General features: G+C 39.4%; 16 protein-coding genes. 11 read left to right on the top strand and 5 right to left on the bottom strand.

Annotation, left to right across the window (positions count from 1 at the left end):
- Positions 1–7 precede the first annotated feature (7 nt).
- The 7 genes from BLQ87_RS13260 to BLQ87_RS13230 all read left to right on the top strand — a co-directional run bounded on the left by BLQ87_RS13260 (position 8) and on the right by BLQ87_RS13230 (position 6,313).
- Complete coding sequence (locus tag BLQ87_RS13260) at positions 8–766, top strand: DUF2314 domain-containing protein (protein WP_074607402.1); 759 nt, start codon at positions 8–10, stop codon at positions 764–766.
- Positions 767–989: 223 nt separating this feature from the next.
- Positions 990–1,622 (top strand): Pr6Pr family membrane protein, encoded by a 633-nt coding sequence (locus BLQ87_RS13255; RefSeq protein WP_074607400.1) that lies wholly within the window; start codon positions 990–992, stop codon positions 1,620–1,622.
- Positions 1,623–1,709: 87 nt separating this feature from the next.
- Positions 1,710–2,438, top strand: a complete 729-nt coding sequence (locus BLQ87_RS13250; protein WP_074607398.1) for a LytR/AlgR family response regulator transcription factor — start codon at positions 1,710–1,712, stop codon at positions 2,436–2,438.
- A complete protein-coding gene (locus BLQ87_RS13245) occupies positions 2,428–4,341 on the top strand; it encodes a sensor histidine kinase (RefSeq protein WP_074607395.1) in 1,914 nt (637 codons plus the stop codon). The genes BLQ87_RS13250 and BLQ87_RS13245 overlap by 11 nt, the downstream gene beginning before the upstream one ends.
- Positions 4,342–4,433: 92 nt before the next feature.
- On the top strand, positions 4,434–4,880 hold the full coding sequence (locus tag BLQ87_RS13240) for a hypothetical protein (RefSeq protein ID WP_074607393.1): 447 nt from the start codon (positions 4,434–4,436) through the stop codon (positions 4,878–4,880).
- A 17-nt stretch (positions 4,881–4,897) separates the two neighbouring features.
- Positions 4,898–5,596 carry a hypothetical protein gene (locus BLQ87_RS13235; RefSeq protein ID WP_074607390.1) on the top strand — a complete coding sequence of 233 codons (699 nt, stop codon included), beginning with the start codon at positions 4,898–4,900 and terminating at the stop codon, positions 5,594–5,596.
- Between the two features lie 6 nt (positions 5,597–5,602).
- Entirely contained in the window at positions 5,603–6,313 is a 711-nt protein-coding gene (locus BLQ87_RS13230; protein ID WP_074607388.1) for a DUF1266 domain-containing protein, read from the top strand.
- A gap of 78 nt (positions 6,314–6,391) precedes the next feature.
- Here BLQ87_RS13230 and BLQ87_RS13225 read toward each other — a convergent pair whose 3' ends face one another.
- The 5 genes from BLQ87_RS13225 to BLQ87_RS13205 all read right to left on the bottom strand — a co-directional run bounded on the left by BLQ87_RS13225 (position 6,392) and on the right by BLQ87_RS13205 (position 14,542).
- Positions 6,392–7,534 carry a TlpA disulfide reductase family protein gene (locus BLQ87_RS13225; RefSeq protein ID WP_074607386.1) on the bottom strand — a complete coding sequence of 381 codons (1,143 nt, stop codon included), beginning with the start codon at positions 7,532–7,534 and terminating at the stop codon, positions 6,392–6,394.
- 27 nt (positions 7,535–7,561) lie between these two features.
- The gene (locus BLQ87_RS13220; RefSeq protein WP_074607384.1) at positions 7,562–8,974 is read right to left on the bottom strand and encodes a RagB/SusD family nutrient uptake outer membrane protein; all 1,413 of its coding nucleotides are present in this window, start codon (positions 8,972–8,974) and stop codon (positions 7,562–7,564) included.
- 11 nt (positions 8,975–8,985) lie between these two features.
- The gene (locus tag BLQ87_RS13215; protein WP_083361844.1) at positions 8,986–12,486 is read right to left on the bottom strand and encodes a SusC/RagA family TonB-linked outer membrane protein; all 3,501 of its coding nucleotides are present in this window, start codon (positions 12,484–12,486) and stop codon (positions 8,986–8,988) included.
- Between the two features lie 226 nt (positions 12,487–12,712).
- The gene (locus BLQ87_RS13210) at positions 12,713–13,891 is read right to left on the bottom strand and encodes a FecR family protein (protein WP_083361843.1); all 1,179 of its coding nucleotides are present in this window, start codon (positions 13,889–13,891) and stop codon (positions 12,713–12,715) included.
- A gap of 108 nt (positions 13,892–13,999) precedes the next feature.
- Positions 14,000–14,542 (bottom strand): sigma-70 family RNA polymerase sigma factor, encoded by a 543-nt coding sequence (locus BLQ87_RS13205; RefSeq protein ID WP_074607380.1) that lies wholly within the window; start codon positions 14,540–14,542, stop codon positions 14,000–14,002.
- 386 nt (positions 14,543–14,928) lie between these two features.
- Between BLQ87_RS13205 and BLQ87_RS13200 the strand changes: the two genes are divergently transcribed.
- The 4 genes from BLQ87_RS13200 to BLQ87_RS13185 are packed head-to-tail and all read left to right on the top strand — an operon-like array spanning position 14,929 to position 20,637.
- The gene (locus BLQ87_RS13200; protein ID WP_074607379.1) at positions 14,929–17,544 is read left to right on the top strand and encodes an ATP-binding protein; all 2,616 of its coding nucleotides are present in this window, start codon (positions 14,929–14,931) and stop codon (positions 17,542–17,544) included.
- Positions 17,545–17,547: 3 nt separating this feature from the next.
- A complete protein-coding gene (locus BLQ87_RS13195; RefSeq protein WP_074607378.1) occupies positions 17,548–18,225 on the top strand; it encodes a response regulator transcription factor in 678 nt (225 codons plus the stop codon).
- The gene (locus tag BLQ87_RS13190; RefSeq protein WP_074607376.1) at positions 18,215–18,784 is read left to right on the top strand and encodes an HNH endonuclease signature motif containing protein; all 570 of its coding nucleotides are present in this window, start codon (positions 18,215–18,217) and stop codon (positions 18,782–18,784) included. The genes BLQ87_RS13195 and BLQ87_RS13190 overlap by 11 nt, the downstream gene beginning before the upstream one ends.
- 2 nt (positions 18,785–18,786) lie before the next feature.
- Positions 18,787–20,637 carry an HsdM family class I SAM-dependent methyltransferase gene (locus tag BLQ87_RS13185; RefSeq protein WP_074607375.1) on the top strand — a complete coding sequence of 617 codons (1,851 nt, stop codon included), beginning with the start codon at positions 18,787–18,789 and terminating at the stop codon, positions 20,635–20,637.
- Positions 20,638–20,660 lie beyond the last annotated feature (23 nt).

Raw genomic sequence — 20,660 nt, 5'->3', positions numbered from 1 at the left:
ATTAATTATGGCTGATAAACTAACTTTTTTTTCCGAAGCAGATAACCCTCAAATGGTGGAGGCATTTCATAAAGCACAAGAAACATTCAAGTACTTCTGGAGAGAACTCTCCTGGGAGCATCGCAGGATTGTTCCCGCACTTGATTTGGCTTTTGTAAAAGTGGCGTTCCTGGAGAATGTATCTTATCAAACCGCACCTATCGTGGAGCATATGTGGATTAATAACGTAGCGTTTGACGGATATTCCGTTAGCGGGGTACTCGTAAATGATCCGATTGAACTGTCGAATGTGAAGAATGGAGATTTGGTTGAAGTACCCTTAAATCAGATTAGTGATTGGTTATTTACCAGTGGTGGCAAAACCTATGGAGGATTTACCATACAGGCATTGAGGTCTGGAATGGAAGCACAGGAGCGCAAAGAACATGATGAGGCATGGGGATTGGACTTTGGGGATTATAATGATATTTCCATTGTTTTTGAACAAAAAAAGCAGCCTGAAAACCTCATTGAGCATCCGATGAGCATCAATATGAAGGATAAACTAGCCACGTTTATCAGGGAACAACCCGAACAACTCATCCAACAGGATGGTGCAGGATATACAATTTTACACAGAGAAACCGTAGCAGGGAACAGGAGTTCTGTAGAGGTGTTACTGCAATTGGGTGCGGATAAAAATTTAAAGACCGATAAGGGAGATTCCCCATTGGACCTGGCAAAACAGGTTGGATGGGAACAAATAATTCCATTGCTTGAAAACTAGAAACTCCTTCCAAACCAGGTAGCACTTGATTTGCTTACAAGCTTCAGGGGTTTGCATACATGCGCGCGATTTAGCTTACCGACCTTTGGATCATGGAAATAAAACAAATAGCGTTGGGCAGCCAGGGTTTGGTTGTGCCGGTGATCGGCCTGGGCTGTATGGGCATGACGTAAACCAAAAACGTTAGCGGAAAGCATTTGACAACGCTAGTCTCAAAACTAATATGAAAGAAAAACAAATAAAGGCAAAGCAACCCTTTTTAATAATTGGTGCTACAGTAACATGGTTCGCCGTAATACTTCAATTGTATCTTAGTATTCTTAATAGCGTAGAATCAGTGTCAGAAACCATCATTAGGTTTTTTAGTTTTTATACTATCCTTACCAATATTCTTGTAGCTCTATGTTTTACGGTTCTTTTGTTGAAACCGAATTCCCGCCGGGGCATTTTTTTTTCAAGACCAGGTGTGTTAACAGCTACTACCATAAACATTACCGTTGTGGGACTATTATACAATATCCTATTGCGACAGACATGGTCCCCTGAAGGGGCTCAACGAGTCGCAGATGAACTACTCCATGTAGTTGTTCCATTACTGTTTATTTTGTATTGGTATTTATTTGCGCCCAAAAGTGGATTGGGGTGGAAAAGTGTTTTTCCCTGGTTCCTGTATCCTTTGGTCTATGCTATTTTCGTTTTATCTCGTGGTGCATTATCTGGATTTTATCCTTATCCATTCATTGATGTGAATACCCTTGGATATCATAACGTGCTTTTAAACTGTCTTGGTTTATTTATTGGGTTTTTCTTGCTATCACAATTATTTATTGCAGTTACAAAGGTAATGCGAGGATGAAACACATTCCTCTGTTACTAAAGTAATTAAGAACAAAGCAGGTTAGCTTTGTATATAAATGCCTATTTTTATTTTTTTTTGCACGAAATGGCTAAAATTTTTATCGTCGAAGACGAAGCGGAAATACGGGAAGAACTGATACAATTAGTTAGTGCGCGGACTCATGATGGTATCGTAGGGGCCTGCGGCTCGGTAAAAGAAGCATTACTACTCATCCCATCTGCGGCTCCGGATATTGTATTGATGGATATAGAACTTTCTGATGGCCAGAGTTTTGAGATATTGGAGCGCCTTCCTTCAACACCTTTTTCGGTAATTTTTGTAACTGCCTATGCGCATTATGCACTACGCGCCATCAAGGCGGGGACATTGGATTATCTATTGAAGCCCGTAAAGGAAAAGGAATTGTATGATGCCCTCGATAAAGCCAGCTTGCGATCTAATGTCTTGCATGCGGTACAAAAGGAAATCCTCTTCAATAAGCAATCGACAATGTTGGTATTGAAAACCCTTAATGAAACGTATTTTGTGCGCCATTCCGATATTCTATATTGTAAGGGAGATGGTGGCTATACTACCTTCTTTTTACTTGATGGCAGAGAAATTACAACAAGTACAACACTCAAAGAATATGAAACCTTGTTGCCGGAAGGCCTGTTTCTGAGAATTCATAAATCTTTTCTGATTTGTCTAAACTTTATTATTTCGTACCATCATGATGGCTTTGTTTTTTTACAAGGTGGTATACAGGTGCCTGTATCTACCCGTAAGAAAGATTTATTGATGCAAAAAATGACAATTAATAATGCATCATAAACCCTTGAAGATCTCCTGCCTCATCTCTATTTGGCTAATCATTACCCTATTTATCAGCTGCGGCGGGCCTTCCTCTCCGCGAATAAATCAAGGCCAGTTACTGGATAGCTTATTTGAGCAGATAAAACTAAGTAAGCAGCCTAAAAAAGCAATACCACAACTACAAAAATTAATAAAAGAAAATCAAACGGATAGCACCATACTTAGTCGGGCTTATTTTTACCTCAGCTATTGCTTACTTAAAAATAAACAAGACTCTGCTTCGTTTGAAGTGGCCAAAAAAGCTTTAACTATATTGCCTTTGTCGGAAAAAAATGGAGCCCAGGCAGCTACCAATTTCTATTGGATGGGCTATCTTGAGCAAAAAAAAGAGCAATATTATGCGGCAACTTATTACTACACACAAGCGGCATATCTTATTGATGCAGGCAATTTGAAGCTCAGTTTTCCAAAATCTTCCGGTATTATTTTATTATGGGCATCACAACTAAACAGTTACAATAACAGACTGGATTTATCTAATAGATTCGCCAGGAAAATGCTCTTTCTTTTGAAAAAAGATACCAGTATGTTGGCAAAAGACTTGTCTATATCCGCGAATTTATTGCTTTCACTAGGGCATTTAGATCAAAAAGGACTGGCTAATGACTCCGTTCGATTCTATTTAAATCGGGCCACAGCAATAAAAAAGAAAACCAAACTTGCCCGTATAGATTACAATTATTATATATCAAAAGCAAAAATATTTTACGAGGGTAAAGCATTAGATTCTGCCCTTTACTATCAATTAAAAGCCTATAAAGCAGATACCTCCAATGCTTTTATGGCCTACAACAATCTATTGGGCATTTATGTAAACAAGCATCAATTGTCAAAAGCACGTGTGGCAGAGCGTGAAGTTACCAAGCGGTTAAGCCAATCTGATGCAGATAATTACCTGGTGTATCTGGAAAATAAGATCGCGTTTGCTATCGCTCGTGGCGATCATAAAAAGGCACAATCGTCATTTGAAGAGTATGTTCAAAAAAAGAATGAGAGAGAAAAAAATGAAAACCGAAAAGCAGCAAACGAAATATCTTCGCTCTATAAAACAGTGCAAAAAGACCAGCAAATTGGTGCATTAAACAAAAACATAGATAAGATAACGGGACAATTGGAGTTGAACAGGCTCTGGTTGGTGGTGATTGTTCTTTTTTCAGGATTGCTGTTTGCGATGATATTATTACTGTTTTTAGACCGAAGGAGAAAAAAACTCATTACCGAAAATAAGCGGGTTTCAGATCTTAATGTCAAACTTGAATTGGAACAAAGGTTGTTGCGGAGCCAAATGGACCCTCATTTTATTTTCAATTGCTTAGCGGGTATTCGTGCTTTGGTTCGGCAAGAGAAAACTCAGGAGACCCTCACTTACCTGGATCATTTTTCCGTTTTGATGCGAGAGAAACTAACGGCAGGTAACCAACGAAATATTGACTTGAAATCTGAAGTGGACTTTCTGGAAAACTATTTAAAGCTGCAGCAAATGAGGATGCCAGGCAAATTCGACTATGTATTTGAATTGGACAATGAGGTTGCCAATATGTTTGATGAAATAGAGATTCCGGCAATGTTGCTTCAGCCATTTATAGAGAATTCTATTTTACATGGATTTAAAAACATCAGTTATAAAGGTCATATACACGTATTAATGGCCATTAACAATGAGGTTTTAAAGATCATCATTAAGGACAATGGCGTTGGTTTGGATACCACTGATCAGCCGACCCATACTTCGCGTGCCACCCAAATTGTAACAGAACGAATTCAGTATTTACAAACTGAAGGTTTAGGAGAGGCTAGCCTGTCGATGAATTCCCAGGTGGATGCTCCTGGTACAATTGTCACTTTACGGATTCCGGTTTAGGTGTAGCGCTCGTTAACTGAAAGCCAGCACTTCTTTATCGCCTTGTCCGCCCTAGTTTTTATTTCTTTTATTTGAAATAAAAACTAGATATCATGAAAACAATTATTTTAACTGCATGTATTGCGTTTGCAAGCCTAGGTTCAGTATCTGCAAAAGCAAAAGTCCCTATTTGTCTTCCCTGCGAATCCATCGAAACTGTGCAGGAATTACCCAAAGATTCGGAGATTGCAAAACTGATAGGGAAAAATGTAAACGTAGCCTATATGTACAAACAATACGGAGCGCTTTGGATGTCTCTTTGGAATAGTGATGGAAAATATGTGTTGAGCGATGAGGGCAATAGGAGCTATGTAGAAGTTGATGCACAAATGGCCAAAATATTAAAGGAAAAACATAATATCGATATAGAAACGGCAGGAAGCCCCTTGTCTTTTTGGAAAAAAATAGGCGGAAAACTGGTGTTCTTAATCATTGCAGGTATACTTGTTTATGGAGTGATCCCTTCAAAAGATAAAGAGGTAAAACCTGTCAAAATTTAACATACCTAATCCTTATTATGAATCCTCTATATTTAATCCCCGTAATTTTATTAATTGCTGGTGTGTGCTACATGGTGTATATGAACGCTCAGCACAGTAGTGCAAAATCCGAAATCAATTTAGAACAGGAACGCAGCAGATATGATATTTACAAACAAGAGCTATTAAATGAAGATTTTCCGGAGCTAAAGCAATGGATGAAAGATAAACCTATTGATGCTTTTACAGGGGCATCCGTACCGCAGTCTACCAGTAATAAATTACAGGAAATAGTGAGCGATGGCGTGAAAAACATCGCATTATCTGCCATTGGGCTAGGGCTACGCAGGGTACAAACGGATTGCTTTTGGGTATTAAGCGGCAAAGATTTACATTTTTTAAGCACCAATACAGAAGGCGATTTAGACGAACATATTATTTTTGACACCTTTAGAATAGAAGCTGCCAGCTTGCAATACTCAGGTGTATTAAAGTCGCAATTGGGGATATATTCAAAAGCTTCCGAAGAATATCTACCTAAAGTGCATCTCATTACATTTAACATTGATGACAGTTCTTTATCCCTCGAAATTCACGACAGGCTAAATTACACACCTGGTCCTGCCGATATGTTAAATATGAAAAAACAACTGGCTAACCGAGCCAAATACCAGGTAGTAGGCGAGAAACTTGTGAACATTTTGCAAAGTAGGTTTAGCAATTTAAAAACCACCTAAACAATTATGAGCAACTTTTTTAAAGTTTTCAATGCCCTATTCAAAGAATTGAGCATGAACAAAAATGGATTGAACGGCTATGATTTAGATTGTGTACTCGTAAGTTCCATGTATGCCGAACAACAATCGGCATACTTAAACTCTTACGAAACAGGACTTAGTCTATCTACCATCAAAAAATTGGTAGAAGAATATTGGGAAGTTTATGATAGAGACGATGCCCTGAAAATATTGATAGACTTGCTCCACAGAAACGAAGACGAATACATAGATTTTGTGTACAAAGCTTTAGAAGATGAAAGCAATTATGAAGCACTTTTAAAAGCAAATCTGCCAACCGATGAAGGTGCTTTTGAATATTATTTAGATATCTATAGAAGCTTAGGCAACACCATCCCAGAGCTGATAGAAGAAAATGTAATCAGCCATTTTTCTGAACTTAAAAAGATAAAAGACAGCGGTTGGAATCTTGGCAGGGCCGCATTTTTAGCCCGTTGCTGTTTTGAACTAGGCCATCTTTCAGAAGAAGAACTTAAAGATTATTTAGGTAAAACGCATACTGCTTTAAAGAAGTACTGCGGCACCTGGAGAGAATATACGATAAGCTATATTTTTGGCAGATCGATTTGGGGTGGGTCCAATAATGGCGGCATGATAGCCATTGCAGATACTTTGTTAAACGATGATAAAAGCCCTTTGAAGAATAAAGCATTGTGATCAACTATAAAAAGAGCAAAGCTTAAACGCCCCATCATTTTATTGATGAGGCGTTGTTTTGCTTTATGTAGTTGTTTTTTATTTAAACAACTGAGCTAAAGTTTTATTCAGCTCTTCTCCTCTTAAATCTTTTCCTACGACTTTACCATTTGGATCAATCAGGAAGCTTGCAGGTACTGCTTTTACACCGTACTCTGTAGCTGCCGTGTTTTGCCATCCTTTCAATTCAGAAACGTGTGTCCAGGATAATCCGTCGGCTTCAATGGCTTTCAACCAGGCGTCTTTTTTAGAATCCAGGGAGATGCCAAGCACTTCAAATCCTTTGTCATGGTACTTTTTATAAGCCGCAACCACGTTAGGGTTCTCTTTTCTGCATGGACCACACCAGCTTGCCCAGAAGTCAATCAGCACATATTTGCCTTTGAAATCAGACAGCTTAACGATCTTGCCATCTTTATCCGTCATGCTGATTGCTGGAGCAACTTTACCTTTACCCGTTTTTGCATCGATAGTCAGTGATTTAGTAATCATCGCGCCGATAGCAGATTGCTGGGCTTCTTTGGTTAAACCTGCAAATAGTTCTTTGGCAACGGGAAAGTTCGGATAGCCGATAAAACGATCGTAAATGATTGCTGCAGCACCTGCTGAGGAAGGATGCTTACTGATGTATGTTTTTACTGCAAGCTGATTTTTGGTGTCCAGATCTTTAAATTCCTGATCAATTCCAGCACGCGTTAAGGAATCCACTTTAGTTCCGGCAGCTTTCGCCGCTTTTTCTGCTTTATCCAGTTTGCCATAAATACCACCTGCTGTTGCGGTAATTTCTTTCCATGGGCCGCTGTAAAAACCCATGTATACATCCTGAGCTGCAGATCCTTTGATCTGAGCCATCGAAAGACTGTCGGCCGTTTTTGTTACGGTAATGGCTGAATTTTCCAGGATAAACTGAATGGGATATTTCAGGCCTTTGTTACTCAGGCCATAAAAGCCAGGAGATTTAACCGTTCCTTTGAAGACAAATTCACCATTGGTCACGTTAGCGGAATCAACCTTTACGGGATTGCCGTTTAATTCATGCTCCAGGTAGATTTTACCTGTTGCTTTGGCAATATTTCCCTTCAAAAGGTATTTGCCGTTTTGAGCGAAGCTTTGTGCGCTGGAACAGATCATTACTGCAGCAAGTGGCATAATTGCCAGTGTTTTCTTTATGTTAGTTTTCATCTTGTTGTCTTTTAATTAAGGTGTTTGTTATTTGCTTACATTCTGTACAATGGTACCATTACCTGGGTTTTTAATGGCGCCCAACGGAATAGGCATCGTCCACAAATGAGAAGTAGGAGAGAGTGTGTAGTTCTGACCGTTTTCTGTTTTCGTTAAGGTCGTCGCGTAGTTCGGATCTTTATTTAAACGACGTCGATCAGCGAAGGTGGTAATGCTGTTGATGAGCTCATTTGCTTTTGTGCGTTGAATCAGCTTAACGGCCTCCACTGTGTTTGACGCTGACAGTGGGGTGTAATTTTGAGGGAAGATCCTTTTCACACGCACTGTATTCAATGTTGTCATCGCTCCGGGAACATCGTTCAGACGGGCCTGGCATTCTGCTTTAATCAGGTAGACCTCTGTTGTAGTCAGACCTCCATAGTTAAAAAAGCCAATGGTGATGCTCGTGTAATAGGTATCCGCTGCAACCGTTCTCAACTTCCATCGGGAAGCGAACCTGGCATCTCCGGTTTCAAATTTAGGTGCACGATCTGTTCTCAATGCAGATTCTCGGCCTGCTCCATTGGCGCTGCCATGACGAAAGTAATAGTTCTCTACGAAATCAAAACCCATTGGTGATGGTGCATTCGTATACTTGTCCGGTTCTTCGATTTGGGTTTTGTAGGTGGCATAAAACTGGGGCCAGTCGAACAGTTTATCGTTATACTTCAATGCTTCATTCGCCGCGCTGAGTGCTTCTGCGTATTGTCCCATGGTGAGGAGTATACGTGCTTTAAGTGCATGGGCTGCGCCTAAATTCGGATGTAGTGGTGTCGCGCTGGTGGCACGAAGGTTTGGAATTGCTTCGTCAATGTCTTTCAACATGAAGGCATACAAATCTTTGATGCTCACCTGAGTGTGTGGCGCATTGATGTCTGCACTTTGAATCAATGGCACAGATAGCTTAGTAGCGGCGTTAGCGGCTTCATAAGGATCTGCATAATAGTTGGCCAGTACATAATAATTAACTGCCCTTAACACTTTTGCCTGTGCAATCAGTTGCGCTTTATCTGCATCTGAACCTTCCGTTGCAGCAGGAACGTGCTCAATTAACAGGTTACTTGTCGATATTCCGGTATAGGGGTTGTAATAAGGCCCCTCATCACTACCGCTGATTGGAATCCGGTCTACATTCTCATTCCAGAAATAATTGACCGAATACAAAGGGTAATAATTCAGGTTCGCCGTGGTTTCGAACTTATCGTTCATCAACAGGATCGCCTGTGTAATGGTGGTACGCTGGTTTCCATATTCATCACGAATCAAGGCTTCGTAGTCGGCCAGTGTAGTTGGGATCTTTTGGCCTTTAGGCACGATGTCCAGAAATTTCTTGCAGCTGCTGAAGCTAACCAATAGAATCAGGGCTGAGATTTTCAGTGTATTTGATAATATATTTTTCATCTCTTCTTGCGTTAAAAATTAAGATAAACACCCCATACATAATTTGCCGGGCGATATCCACTCAATAAATACTTGGCTTCTTTACTTTTTGCTATCGTAAATGCGTTCTCCACATTGAACTGGAACCTTAGGTTTTCCAGGTTCGCTTTTTTGAGGAGGTTTTTCGGTAAACGGTACGCGAGGGAAACGTTTCTAAGGCGGATGTTTGAAGCGTCGATTACATTGATGTCTGATTTCTGATAGATCTCCGCACTCTGACTGTTATAAGCAGGATCTTCTGCAAATACCAATCTTGGAATGTCGGTTCTGTTCTCATCACCAGGAGTTTTCCATCGGTCATTGATCTCTTTATTCACCGCTGTGATTTGCGTCACATAACCTCCAAGGGCGCCATTATACGCACTTCCCAATACTGGCAGGAAGGTGTTTCTCATTTTATGTCCACCTTCAAAGGTTAACAGGAAGGAGAAAGAGAAATTTTTATACTCCAGCAGGTTATTAAAGGCACCGCTATAGGTAGGCACCGTTGAACCGCTATATACAATAGAGCCTAAGGTAGCTGGCGAATTCAATACTTTTTCGCCTTTCTCATTGTACACCTGAGGCAAGCCGTCTGCACTTAATCCTGCCCAACGGTAGCTATAAATCGCATTGTAAGGGTTTCCGATTCTTGGGTAAGCCTGTGGGTAATCCAGCTGTAAATAATACACCGGCGCTTCGACATTCACATAAGTGACCTTGTTTTTATTGCGGGCATACAAAATGCTGGTATTCCAGGTGAAATCTTTGCTTCGGATCACATCCGCAGAGATGGACAGTTCGATTCCCTTATTGGTCATTTCGCCATTGTTGATGGAGTAGGTACTAAAACCAAATCCTTCTGTAGGTACACCCATAGTACTTGCCAGGAGGTCTTTACCTTGTTTGTTGTAGTAATCCAGGGATCCACTGATGCGGTTTTTGAAAAAGGCAAAATCTGCACCGATGTTATCTGTGGTTGTTTTTTCCCATGACAACAGGGGATTTGGACGGTTACCAATTGTTCCCTGTAAACCGCCTACGTTATTATTGCTGTAGTAAAAGGCCGTCATGTAAGGTGCTGCATCTTTAGCGATGTTTCCACCGATACCATGAGAAACCCTTAATTTTAAAAGGTCTACCCAATCGGCATTAAAGAAGGATTCTTTGTAAATGTTCCATCCTGCACCGACAGACCAAAGTGGTTTGTTCTGGTATTTGGAATTGGTACCCCATAAGTTGGAACGGTCCCAGCGCAAACTTCCTGTAACCAGGTATTTACTGTCGTAGGCATAACCTGCGTTTGCATAAACCGATACGAATCTGTTTACATTTTCGCGCTGACTGGCGATGTTGCTGTTTGAAAAATATTTACCGCCAATGATTGCACCTGGTACATTAGCTAAAGCTTTGGCATTGATCAGATCGAAGGTTAATACTTTCGGATCGTAATTGTATAGGTATTGATCTTCGAATTCCAGCTTTGTATCTCTGATTTCAGTACCGATAATTGCGGTCAGGTTATGTTTGTCGCCAAATGTTTTGTCGACATTTAATTGCTGACGGAAATTATACGCAGTATTAAAGCTATCCTGATCGTAATTGATGTTTCCATAAGGCAGGTTAAAGGTTACCGGTCCTCCGGCAACTTTTCCGGCATAGCCATTTACCTGATCTCTCACATAGAAAGAGTTTTTATCAAACATTCTGTTGAAACGGTCTGAACCAAACTCGTATTGAAAAGTAGAGCGGTAAGACAGCCATTTGGTGATGTCTGCGTTTAGTTTAACGAAGGACCTGTTGCTGAAACTTTTAAAGTTGCCAAGGTTACGACTTTGCTCATCCAATGCGGTAATGTCCATGTTGTAAAGACCATTGGAATTGATCAGTGACATGGTGTTTGCGCTAAGACGGGAGGCAGCGGTAGAAGTAAAGTTGGTGCCATCCTCATTTTTTAGGCGGTCGTAAGGCAGGTAGGCGTACTGTGGATTTTGAGTATTGTAGTTTTGCTGTGTAGCGTTGTTATAGGATAAGTAATTGGCGAGTTCCAGGGTCAGCCATTTATTGATTTTTGTAGTGTTGTTGATGTTTAAACCAAGGGTTTCGTCTTTGGTGTATTTGTCTTCGGACTTGTTGTTGCGATAGGTCAGTGAAGAATAAAAAGAGTTCGTCTCGGATGCGCTGCCAACGCTCACATTGTCTTGTTGATAGAATGGGTTGCGTTTGCTGTATTTTTCCATGTCGTCATAATATTGATAACCGGATGAAGCCAGTTGGTTTAACTTGGCATCCAGTTGGGCCTGAGTCAACGTTCCTGCATATTTTGCAAGGATGGCCTTGATGCCCTGGCTCTGGTAACCTACATTGGTCAATACGTTCGCTGCATAAGCGGCAGAATTTGCAGCTTTCAGCTTTGGATTATTGGTTTCCCATTCTTTTTCCAGGCTCACAATGTCTGCCGAATTGGTCAGGTTATCGGTGTATACGGAATTAGAAGAAAGTGTAATTGTGCTCGATGCTGAGATTTGAGGTTTGCCTTTTTTAGGTTTCTTAGTGACGATCACAACTACTCCGTTTGCTGCTCTTGCCCCATAGATGGAGGCTGCTGCTGCATCTTTTAATACGGTGATGCTTTCGATATCTTCCAGGTTTAGTCCTGGTAGATTTTCGGTAATGGAACCACCGGTGTTGTATTTGGTGTTCTCTACCGGAAAGCCATCAATCACGTATAAAGGATTGGTCACACCTTTCATAGAGGTAGTTCCTCTGATCAGGCCATTGTTATATCCTGCAATTCTGCCTTCTAATAAAGAGCTGAGACTGCTTAAACGTTGTTGTTCGAGCTTCTTTACCGGAATGCTGGAGAATGCGCCGGTAACGCGTTCTTTTGGAAGGGTTTGGTATCCGGTTGATACGGTCACTTCTGCGAGTTGTCCGGTTTGCTCGGTCAGGTTGATGCTCCCTAGATTCTCCTGAACGTTCAGTTCCTTACTTTGATAACCCAGGTAGGAAATCACAAGAACCGCTTTATCATCGACGTTATTCAGGGTAAATTCGCCATTCTGATTGGTGAGGACCTGCCTTTTTGTTCCTTTGACTTTTACGGTCGCGCCTGGAAGGGGAAGGTTGTTTTCATCAAGGATTTTTCCTTTCACATCAATTTCCTGAAATCGGTGGATCAGTTCCTCCACGAAACTGCGTTCCTTTTTCCTGATCAGCACGGTTTTATTGTTGATGCTGAATTCGAGTGGCTGGTCTTTGAAGATCTGCTCGAGCACATCTTTCAGCTCTGCATTTTTTACGTTGATATTTACTTTGTTTGCATCTTTCAATAGAGAATAGATGACAATAAAATCATATCCGCTTTGGTCGCTGATCCGATCAAAAATCGTGAACAGTTCTGCATTTTTTGCAGAGAGGGTGATCTTTTGTGCATAGGTTCCGGCACTGACTTGCATGATCAATGCAAATAAGAGAAAAGTGGTTAGCTTCATGATTCTCCATAGTTTATACGGCGCGCGCGGACGGCGTCGCAGATGAGTGCAATTTTTGTACATTTGTTGTAGGTTGGTTGAAGCTATTGGCCTTGTATTTTCTAGATCGCGGCCTTTAGCGGTTAGTTGACAATTCTGTTGACAGCCGACCTTATTTTATACCAGTTCGATTGGCGTCGGACTGGTGTTTATTTCTTGGTCTGGCTTTAATAGTTTAGGTAAGTTTTTATTGCATTACGGTCACCCTCCTTCCTTCGACTATAAATTTAACGGCATTGGAATAGCTGAGCATGTTTAACACTTCGCTAATGTTTTTATTGCGGGAGATTTTTCCACTGAATTTTTCTTTAGAGATCGGGCCATGGTAGGTGACTTCAATGTCGTACCATCTGCTGATTTTTAACATGATTTCGTCGATGCGTTCTTCGTTGAAACGGAAGTCTCCGTTTTTCCAGGCTAGGGCTGATTTGGTGTCGGCCGGGGAAACGAGGATGTTCGCTGTGTTGTTTACGAGGGCTGTTTCACCTGGTTTTAGTAATTGTTGTATTTTATGTTCATTGGTGATTTTCACGCTTCCTTCGAGTAGGGTGGTGGTTGTGTTTTGTTTATCCTCGTAGGTGTTGATGTTGAAATGAGTTCCGAGTACTTGTACTTCTTGCTGGGTTGTTTCTACTATGAAAGGGTGTTCTTTGTCTTTTGAGATTTCAAAGTACGCTTCTCCGGTTAGTTTTACTTTACGGTTTTTTAATCCGGCGAAAGATGCGGGGAATTTTATAGAAGAAGCGGCGTTTAACCATACTTTACTTTGATCAGGTAGTTGGAGCCTGTAAGTCTGTCCGTTTACGGTAGATAGTGTGTTGCTTTTATTTGCAGCGTTTTCTGTTTGATTTTTTATGCTGTAGATTACTTCGCCGTCGGCTGATTTGCTGATCAGGATGCCTGCTTCTGAGGCGAGTTGTCCGCTGGTGGTGTTTGACAGGATGATTTTTTTACCGTTGTCCAGGGTTAGTGTTGCGGAGTTTTTGCCGGCTGGAATGTCGTTATGGAAGATGTTTTTATTTTGTTGACCGTCTTTTTGAAGTACGAGTCCTATACCAACAATAATAAATATTGCTGCTGCAGCGGCTGAAATCTTTAGCCATAGCTTTATCGGTTTCCTTTTCTTGTTGGAGTTTTTATCGGTTTGGTCTGGTTGAATTTGTTGTTTGAGTTCAGCCCACTTTTTATCGGTATCGAAAGCATTGTAGGCTTTGAAAGCTTGTGTAGCATCGGTTCTGATTTGTTGAAGTTCTTGTAGCAGGTTTTCTTCTTCAGAATTGAGTTCCAAGCCAGAAGCTTTGCTAGCCTCCAGTTTCTCCAGAACTATATCCCAATCTGGGCCAAATGGTGTGAGTTTATTATCCATAATCAATACTGTGTCGTAAGAAAATAGGAGATGGGTGACAGCAGATCTTAAAAAAGATGCGATTATGTTGTAATGGATTGATTATGAGTCTGTAAAAATGATTTTTATTTACAGGATTCCCATAAGCAAGCCAAGAGTTTTGGTTCTTAATGCGTTATATGCTCTTTTTAGTTGGGTTTTTACGGTATTGATGGAAACACTTTGTTTTTCAGCGATTTGGGCATAGCTGAGTTTGTCCATTGCATGGAGCATGAAAATCTTTCTGCGATCCGGTGGGAGGGACTGAATCATCTCGATGATTTTTATATAGCGTTGGTGTTGGAGTTCCTGATCTTCTTCCTCGTCTAAGATTGCTTGTTGTTCTTCGAGAATGGTTAGTTCAGTGTTTCGCTTTTCTGCGATAGCAGTTTTTCGAAGGTAGTCGATGCTTTTGTATTTTATTGCCCTGCGGGCGTAGGCTCCAAAGCTGGTGGTAAGGGTTATGAGGTCCCGTCTTTGCCAGTAGTTGATGAAAAACTCCTGGACAAGATCTTCGGCGATGAATTGATCGTGGACATAGTCCATAGCAATCATGCACAAGAATTTGTGATTCTTGCGAAATAGTACTTCAAAATCATCAATGTTGAGTGTGCCCCGATCTTCCCCCACCATATGCCAAATATATAAATATAGTTACGGAGAATTAAGCAGAAGATATTAACAAAGGCTACTGATAGGGTATGCGGAAACGGCCACTGGGACAAATAGCTTTTCTATTTTTAAAGTTTCCAAAAAGCAAGGCAACTTCGATCGTTGTTAATAAGTATGGCTGGTCTTTGAATAAACTCATAATGCCTAAGCTTCTTTGCATCGCTAGGATAGAAATGGTCTATTATAGACCGTTTAAATTATTGAAATTATTGTCTTAGAATCAATATATTTGTGAAATCTCATACTCAACAGTGTGGAAGAGCAGTATAAAGAGTACTCTAATTATATCAAAAGGTCGACTTCTAAAAAAACGACACCTATGGTGAATAAGAGGCATAATTAGCAATATGGAAGAAACGACACCTGTTATTAATAAGATTCCTTTTAAAGTCTCAGCGAGGACGGCAAGATTAATTGGTCGCGAGAATATTGCAACGTCAAAAGGGGCTATTATCGAGTTGGTGAAGAACGGTTATGATGCTGATAGCAAAATCAGTATTGTTTATTTTGATAATAAATATTCTTCTCTGCTTAACGAAATTGATGAAAATCACTTTCAGCATCTTTTAGCACTGGGAATTCAGAAAACTTTACTTTTAACTGCATACCAAAAGGGCGAGGAAACATATGTTTTAAACACCGACCTCAATGATGATGATAGAGTTAATCTTAGGAAGGCACTTGCAAAATTAAGTGTACTCTATCTTTTAGACTGTGGTGAGGGAATGACACAAAATGTAATTAGGGATCATTGGATGACTATTGGGACAGATAATAAGGCGACAAATGTCTTTACGTCATCGGGTCGGGTTAAAGCGGGGGCAAAAGGTATTGGTCGGTTTGCTTTGGATAAATTGGGAGGTAAATGTGAGATGACAACGGTGTTTAATCCTGCCGATAGAAGTCCTGATACTGATAGCGAAGGAATCCGAACAACCTTTTCAGGATATAAATGGATTGTTGATTGGGAAGATTTTGAGGGGGACTTCAAGACAATAGATAGTGTTGATGCCCAGCTTATTGGACTTAATTCAAATAGCTTTGAAGAAGAGCTCAGGAATATTATTCCTGAATTGAGCCTTCCGACGATTAAAGATGATCAGGGATATAAATTTGGTACCATTCTTAAAATTACTGATTTAAGAGATAATTGGGATGATTATTTTGTTGATCAAGTTTATTCTGATTTGGAGGTGCTTGTGCCGCCTAAAGAAACGGGGGGATTCGAAATCTATGTTTTTAGCTCGCTAACACCAAATAAATATGGTGAGGTATTTGGCTCTATCTGTGATGATTTCGATTATAAATTACATGCAGTTGCAGATGATAAGCAAAACGTTACTATAACAATTTATAGGAACGAATATGACGTTGAATTAATAGATCAAGAGTTTTTTAACCGAGAAGAGATGCAAAACTACCCCTTCAAAAAGGATGATTTTTTGAAAGGTAAGTGGAAAAAGGAAACAACTTTTTCGAAGCTAATACCTGGTTTTGCAGCGTCTGATGAAGATAATGTTTTCATGGATATCGGTGTGTTTGACTTTACATTTTATTTTCTTAAAAGGAGTTTTAGTACGCCTGACGCAAATCGATTTTTTTATAGAAAATTCCAATCTAACCTTCGTAAAGACTGGCTTGAGAAATTTGGAGGTATTAAATTATTTCGTGACAATTTCAGGGTACGTCCGTATGGGGAAACCAAGGATGCAGCATTTGATTGGCTTGGCCTAGGAAATAGGAAATCGTCTAGCCCCGCAGGTGTTGCAAAAGAAGAAGGGGGGTATAGGGTAGAGCCAGAAAATGTAGCTGGGGCGGTTAAGATATCCAGATTAACAAACGTAAATTTTGAAGATAAGTCTAGTCGCGAGGGGTTGCAGGAGAATAAGACTTTTCAGATATTTAAAACTCTTCTTGCAGCTATCATTAGAGTATTTGAGGATGATCGGGCTTTTATCGCGAAAGAAATGTCTATTTATGATAATGTGAAATTTGGGGATGCAAGGAATAAAAAAGCAGCTCAGGAACTAACGCAGAGAATCTTAGCCCAACGCAGAGCTAAGAAAGCCCAACAGCAGTCTAATGGAGAATCACTCAATTCTTCTTCAGGAACCAACGAGAATCAAGAGGGAAGTAACGAAGATGAAGAAAAGGAGATACTTGCAGACGAGATTGAGCGAAAAGATGAAGAGATCGAAAAACTCAAGGAAGAACAGATAATATTGAGAGGGCTTGCAAGTAGCGGAATTGTACTAGCATCGTTCAGTCATGATTTGAGTAAGCTTAACGATGTATTGAGTTCACGAATGGAGAAATTGCGTAATATCCTATTGGAGAAATTAACGGAACAAGAATATGTAGGTGTGGCTGAACGAAAAAATCCATTTTTCCAAATAGAAAAGCTTAAGAAACAAGATTCTAAAATGCAGAATTGGCTTAATTTTTCTTTAGGGGCAGCAAGAAAAGATAAGCGTAAGAGAAAACAGTTGTTCTTGAAAAGCTATTTCTCCGACCTGAAAAGTGATTGGGGAACTGTGTTTGAAAATCGAGCTATTGTATTAGATATAACAAAAATTGAAAACTTAGATCTCCGCGTCTTTGAGATTGATTTTGACAGTATTTTCAATAACCTTTTTATTAATTCAATAGACGCTTTTAATCTCTCCAAACATGATAGGTCAAGGCTAATCAATTTGAGCACATCAGTATCAAGTCGTGAAATTATTATAGACTATCATGATAACGGACCTGGTCTATCACCAGATATTGAAAAACCTGATGAAATTTTTGATGCTATGTTCACGACAAAGCGTAATGAACATACCGGAGAAGAAATTGGTACAGGATTAGGTATGTGGTTAATAAAATCTATAGTTGATGAAAATGATGGAGCAGTGAGGTTATTATTTCCTGTAACGGGATTTGGTATTCGAATCACTTTTCCGATAAAATATAAAAGATAAGTTATGTATAAATTATTGTTTGTTGATGAGGAAAAGGATGTCTTTGATGACTTTTTAGATTATGTCGATTTATCTCCACTTAAGACGCAGTTTGAAATTATTACAGAATATCCGTCACCAACACTTGACGAAATGATTTTAACCATAATTAAGCTTAATCCAGATGCAGTTGTAACGGATTTCATGCTTAATGATCAAAAAGTAGACATAAAGTATAATGTTCCGTACAATGGGTCAACGCTTGTAAAGGAATTTACAGCTGTCAGAGAGGGATTTCCTTGTTTTATTCTTACTTCATTCGATGATAGCGCAGTAAATCAAAGTACTGATGTGAATATTGTATATATAAAAAATATCCTACATAAAGACGTAGAGGCCAAAACTAAAGCAAGAGCAACTTTTTTAGAACGAGTAAAGAGTCAAATAGATCATTATAGATCAAGAATTGATACCTCTGAAAAACGTCTTTTACAACTCATTGAAATTAGAAAGTCAGGAAAAGCAAACATTGAGGATGAGGAAGAAATGATCAGATTGGATAGTTTTCTTGAGTCTACCGTTGATAGGAAGAATGTGATTCCAGGAGATTTTAAAAGTTTGTCCAATATTAATAAATTGGAATCAATTTTATCCAAAGTTGATGAATTGCTAAATAAGATTGAGAAGAGAAATGAAGAATAAATTCCGAGATACACATCCCAAACGTACATGCTTAAAGAAATATGCTAACTATGGTGACTATAAACCTTATCTGGCTAATGATTTTTTTAAAAGATGTGGTTATACAGATTGTTCTGATTTTTGGTTTGGTGGTACCAATAATTTTCATATAGATCATTTTGTGCCTTGGAAAAAATATCCGTCTACTTCTGGCCTTAAAACTGACTACGAAAATCTAGTTTATTGTTGTTCATATGTGAATATTTTAAAATCGGACGATGAGACTAATTATATTGACCCTTGCAATGTAGACTTTAATAATCACTTCAGTAGATCTGGTACTGGGGCTATCACTCCAAATAGTCCTACGGCACAATATATGTATAAAAAGCTTAAGCTTTTCATGCAACGTTATGAGATTATTTGGATGCTAGATGAACTGCTAGCTAAAATGAAACGACTTGCAGCAGCAATCAGTGATCCGAAAAATAGTAAACTTAAAACCGTACTTCAAGTTGCCCATAGTGAGTTGTCCGTAGAGATGACAAGCTATCTTGATTATCTAAGAGCGAGTCAATAAAAATGAGGAATGTATTCAAGTATTTAGTTGACAAGGGGACTGAAGAAGCTAACCTAGTCGATAAAATGATCGTATCTGCCTTTTTATCTATCAATAAGATTAAAGTTAGTAAAAATAAGCTATTAAGGCGGCTATCCATATTACCTAAAAGTAAGCATTACTTAGATCTCTTGGAGTTTATTGCCATTATAGAAGCTGAGGTTATCGATTTTAATTTTGAAAAACTTATAGAAATATTTGAATTTATAATATCTCCCTCCGATAGGGTTGTAAATGGGGCAGTGTATACGCCAGTAGCGATTCGTACTTATATTGTTGAAAAAGCTTTTGCTTCTTTCGATGGTAATATCGAAAGATTAAGAAGTGCAGACATCTCATGTGGTTGTGGCGGTTTTTTACTTAGCATGACCGAAAAGATTAGGGAGCTAACAAATATTTCGTACTACGATATTTATAGGGACATAATATTCGGCATAGATATAGCGGAATATAGTGTTAACAGATCAAAGATATTACTGTCATTAAATGCATTGTGCAATGGTGAAGATAGAGAGCTTTTCGAGTTTAATATTTATACTGGTAATTCACTGATTTTTGACTGGCGAGCCGAATCAGCAGTAATAGCTGAGAACAACGGATTTGATATAATTGTTGGTAACCCTCCATATGTCTGCTCAAGGAATATGGACGAGCAAACGCGGGAACAAGTGCAACAGTGGGAGGTGGCTCATTCAGGGCATCCAGACCTCTATATACCATTCTTTCAGATAGGGCTTGAAAACCTAAATGCAAATGGCATTCTTGGGTATATCACCGTAAATACTTTCATAAAAAGTATAAATGGAAGAGCTTTAAGAAATTACTTTAGCAATAGAGGGACCAATGTGATGTTATTAAGCTTTGGAGGTGAACAAGTCTTTGCGGATAGAAATACGTACACCTGTATCTGTTTTCTTCGAAATGGCCCGGCTGAGGTTAATTTTCTTCGCACGACAAGTGATAAAATTGATCACATAGATTTAAATAATCTTCAAACCTTTCATTACAACGAACTCAATCATCAAGATGGCTGGAGCCTTGTAAACAGCCAGCAGCTTGTAGACTTTATCAATACGGTAGAGCGGACCGGAACTCCTTTTAAGGATCTTTATAATACGAAAAATGGTATAGCTACATTGATGAACGACGTATTTAAGTTCAAACCGATAAAAACTGATGAGCAATTTCACTATCTCGAAGACGCTGGAATGATCTTTCCGATCGAGATAGGTGTTTGTAAATCCATCATAAACGCTAATAAGGTTAAGGTAGAGGAAGATCTTGAGCGATTGATCGAGCAGATTATTTTTCCCTACAATGAAAAGACGGAAATTATCTCCAAAGAACAGATGAAGTCTGACTATCCGAAAGCTTATACTTACCTCAAGACAAAAAAAGATTTACTCAGCACTCGAGACAAAGGTAAGCGCAAATATGAGGCTTGGTATGCTTTCGGGCGGAGACAGTCGATGGACATAAATAAATATAAACTTTTCTTCCCCCATATATGTGATCGTCCAAGGTTTGTACTTTGTAAGGACAAGGACCTCCTATTCTATAATGGGATGGCTATAGTGTCCAACGATCTCGAAGAACTGATGGTAATCAAAAGGATCATGGAGTCTGATCTTTTCTTCAAGTATATTAAGAACACAACCAAAGACTATACATCTGGCTACATCTCCATGAGTAGGAACTACCTCAAAAATTTTGGCGTAGTCCAGCTCGATGAACAGCAGAAGGCTGTTTTTTTAGCTTCCGACGATCCACAATTTATGTTAAATGAGATATACGGTATTATGGATCTAGTATAGGAGGGGGAGGATTAATGACTATG

The sequence above is a fragment of the Pedobacter steynii genome (assembly GCF_900103665.1).
GTDB classification, from domain to species: Bacteria; Bacteroidota; Bacteroidia; order Sphingobacteriales; family Sphingobacteriaceae; genus Pedobacter; species Pedobacter steynii.
Note: the sequence above shows the minus strand (reverse complement) of the source record. Positions and strands in the feature narration are given on the sequence as shown.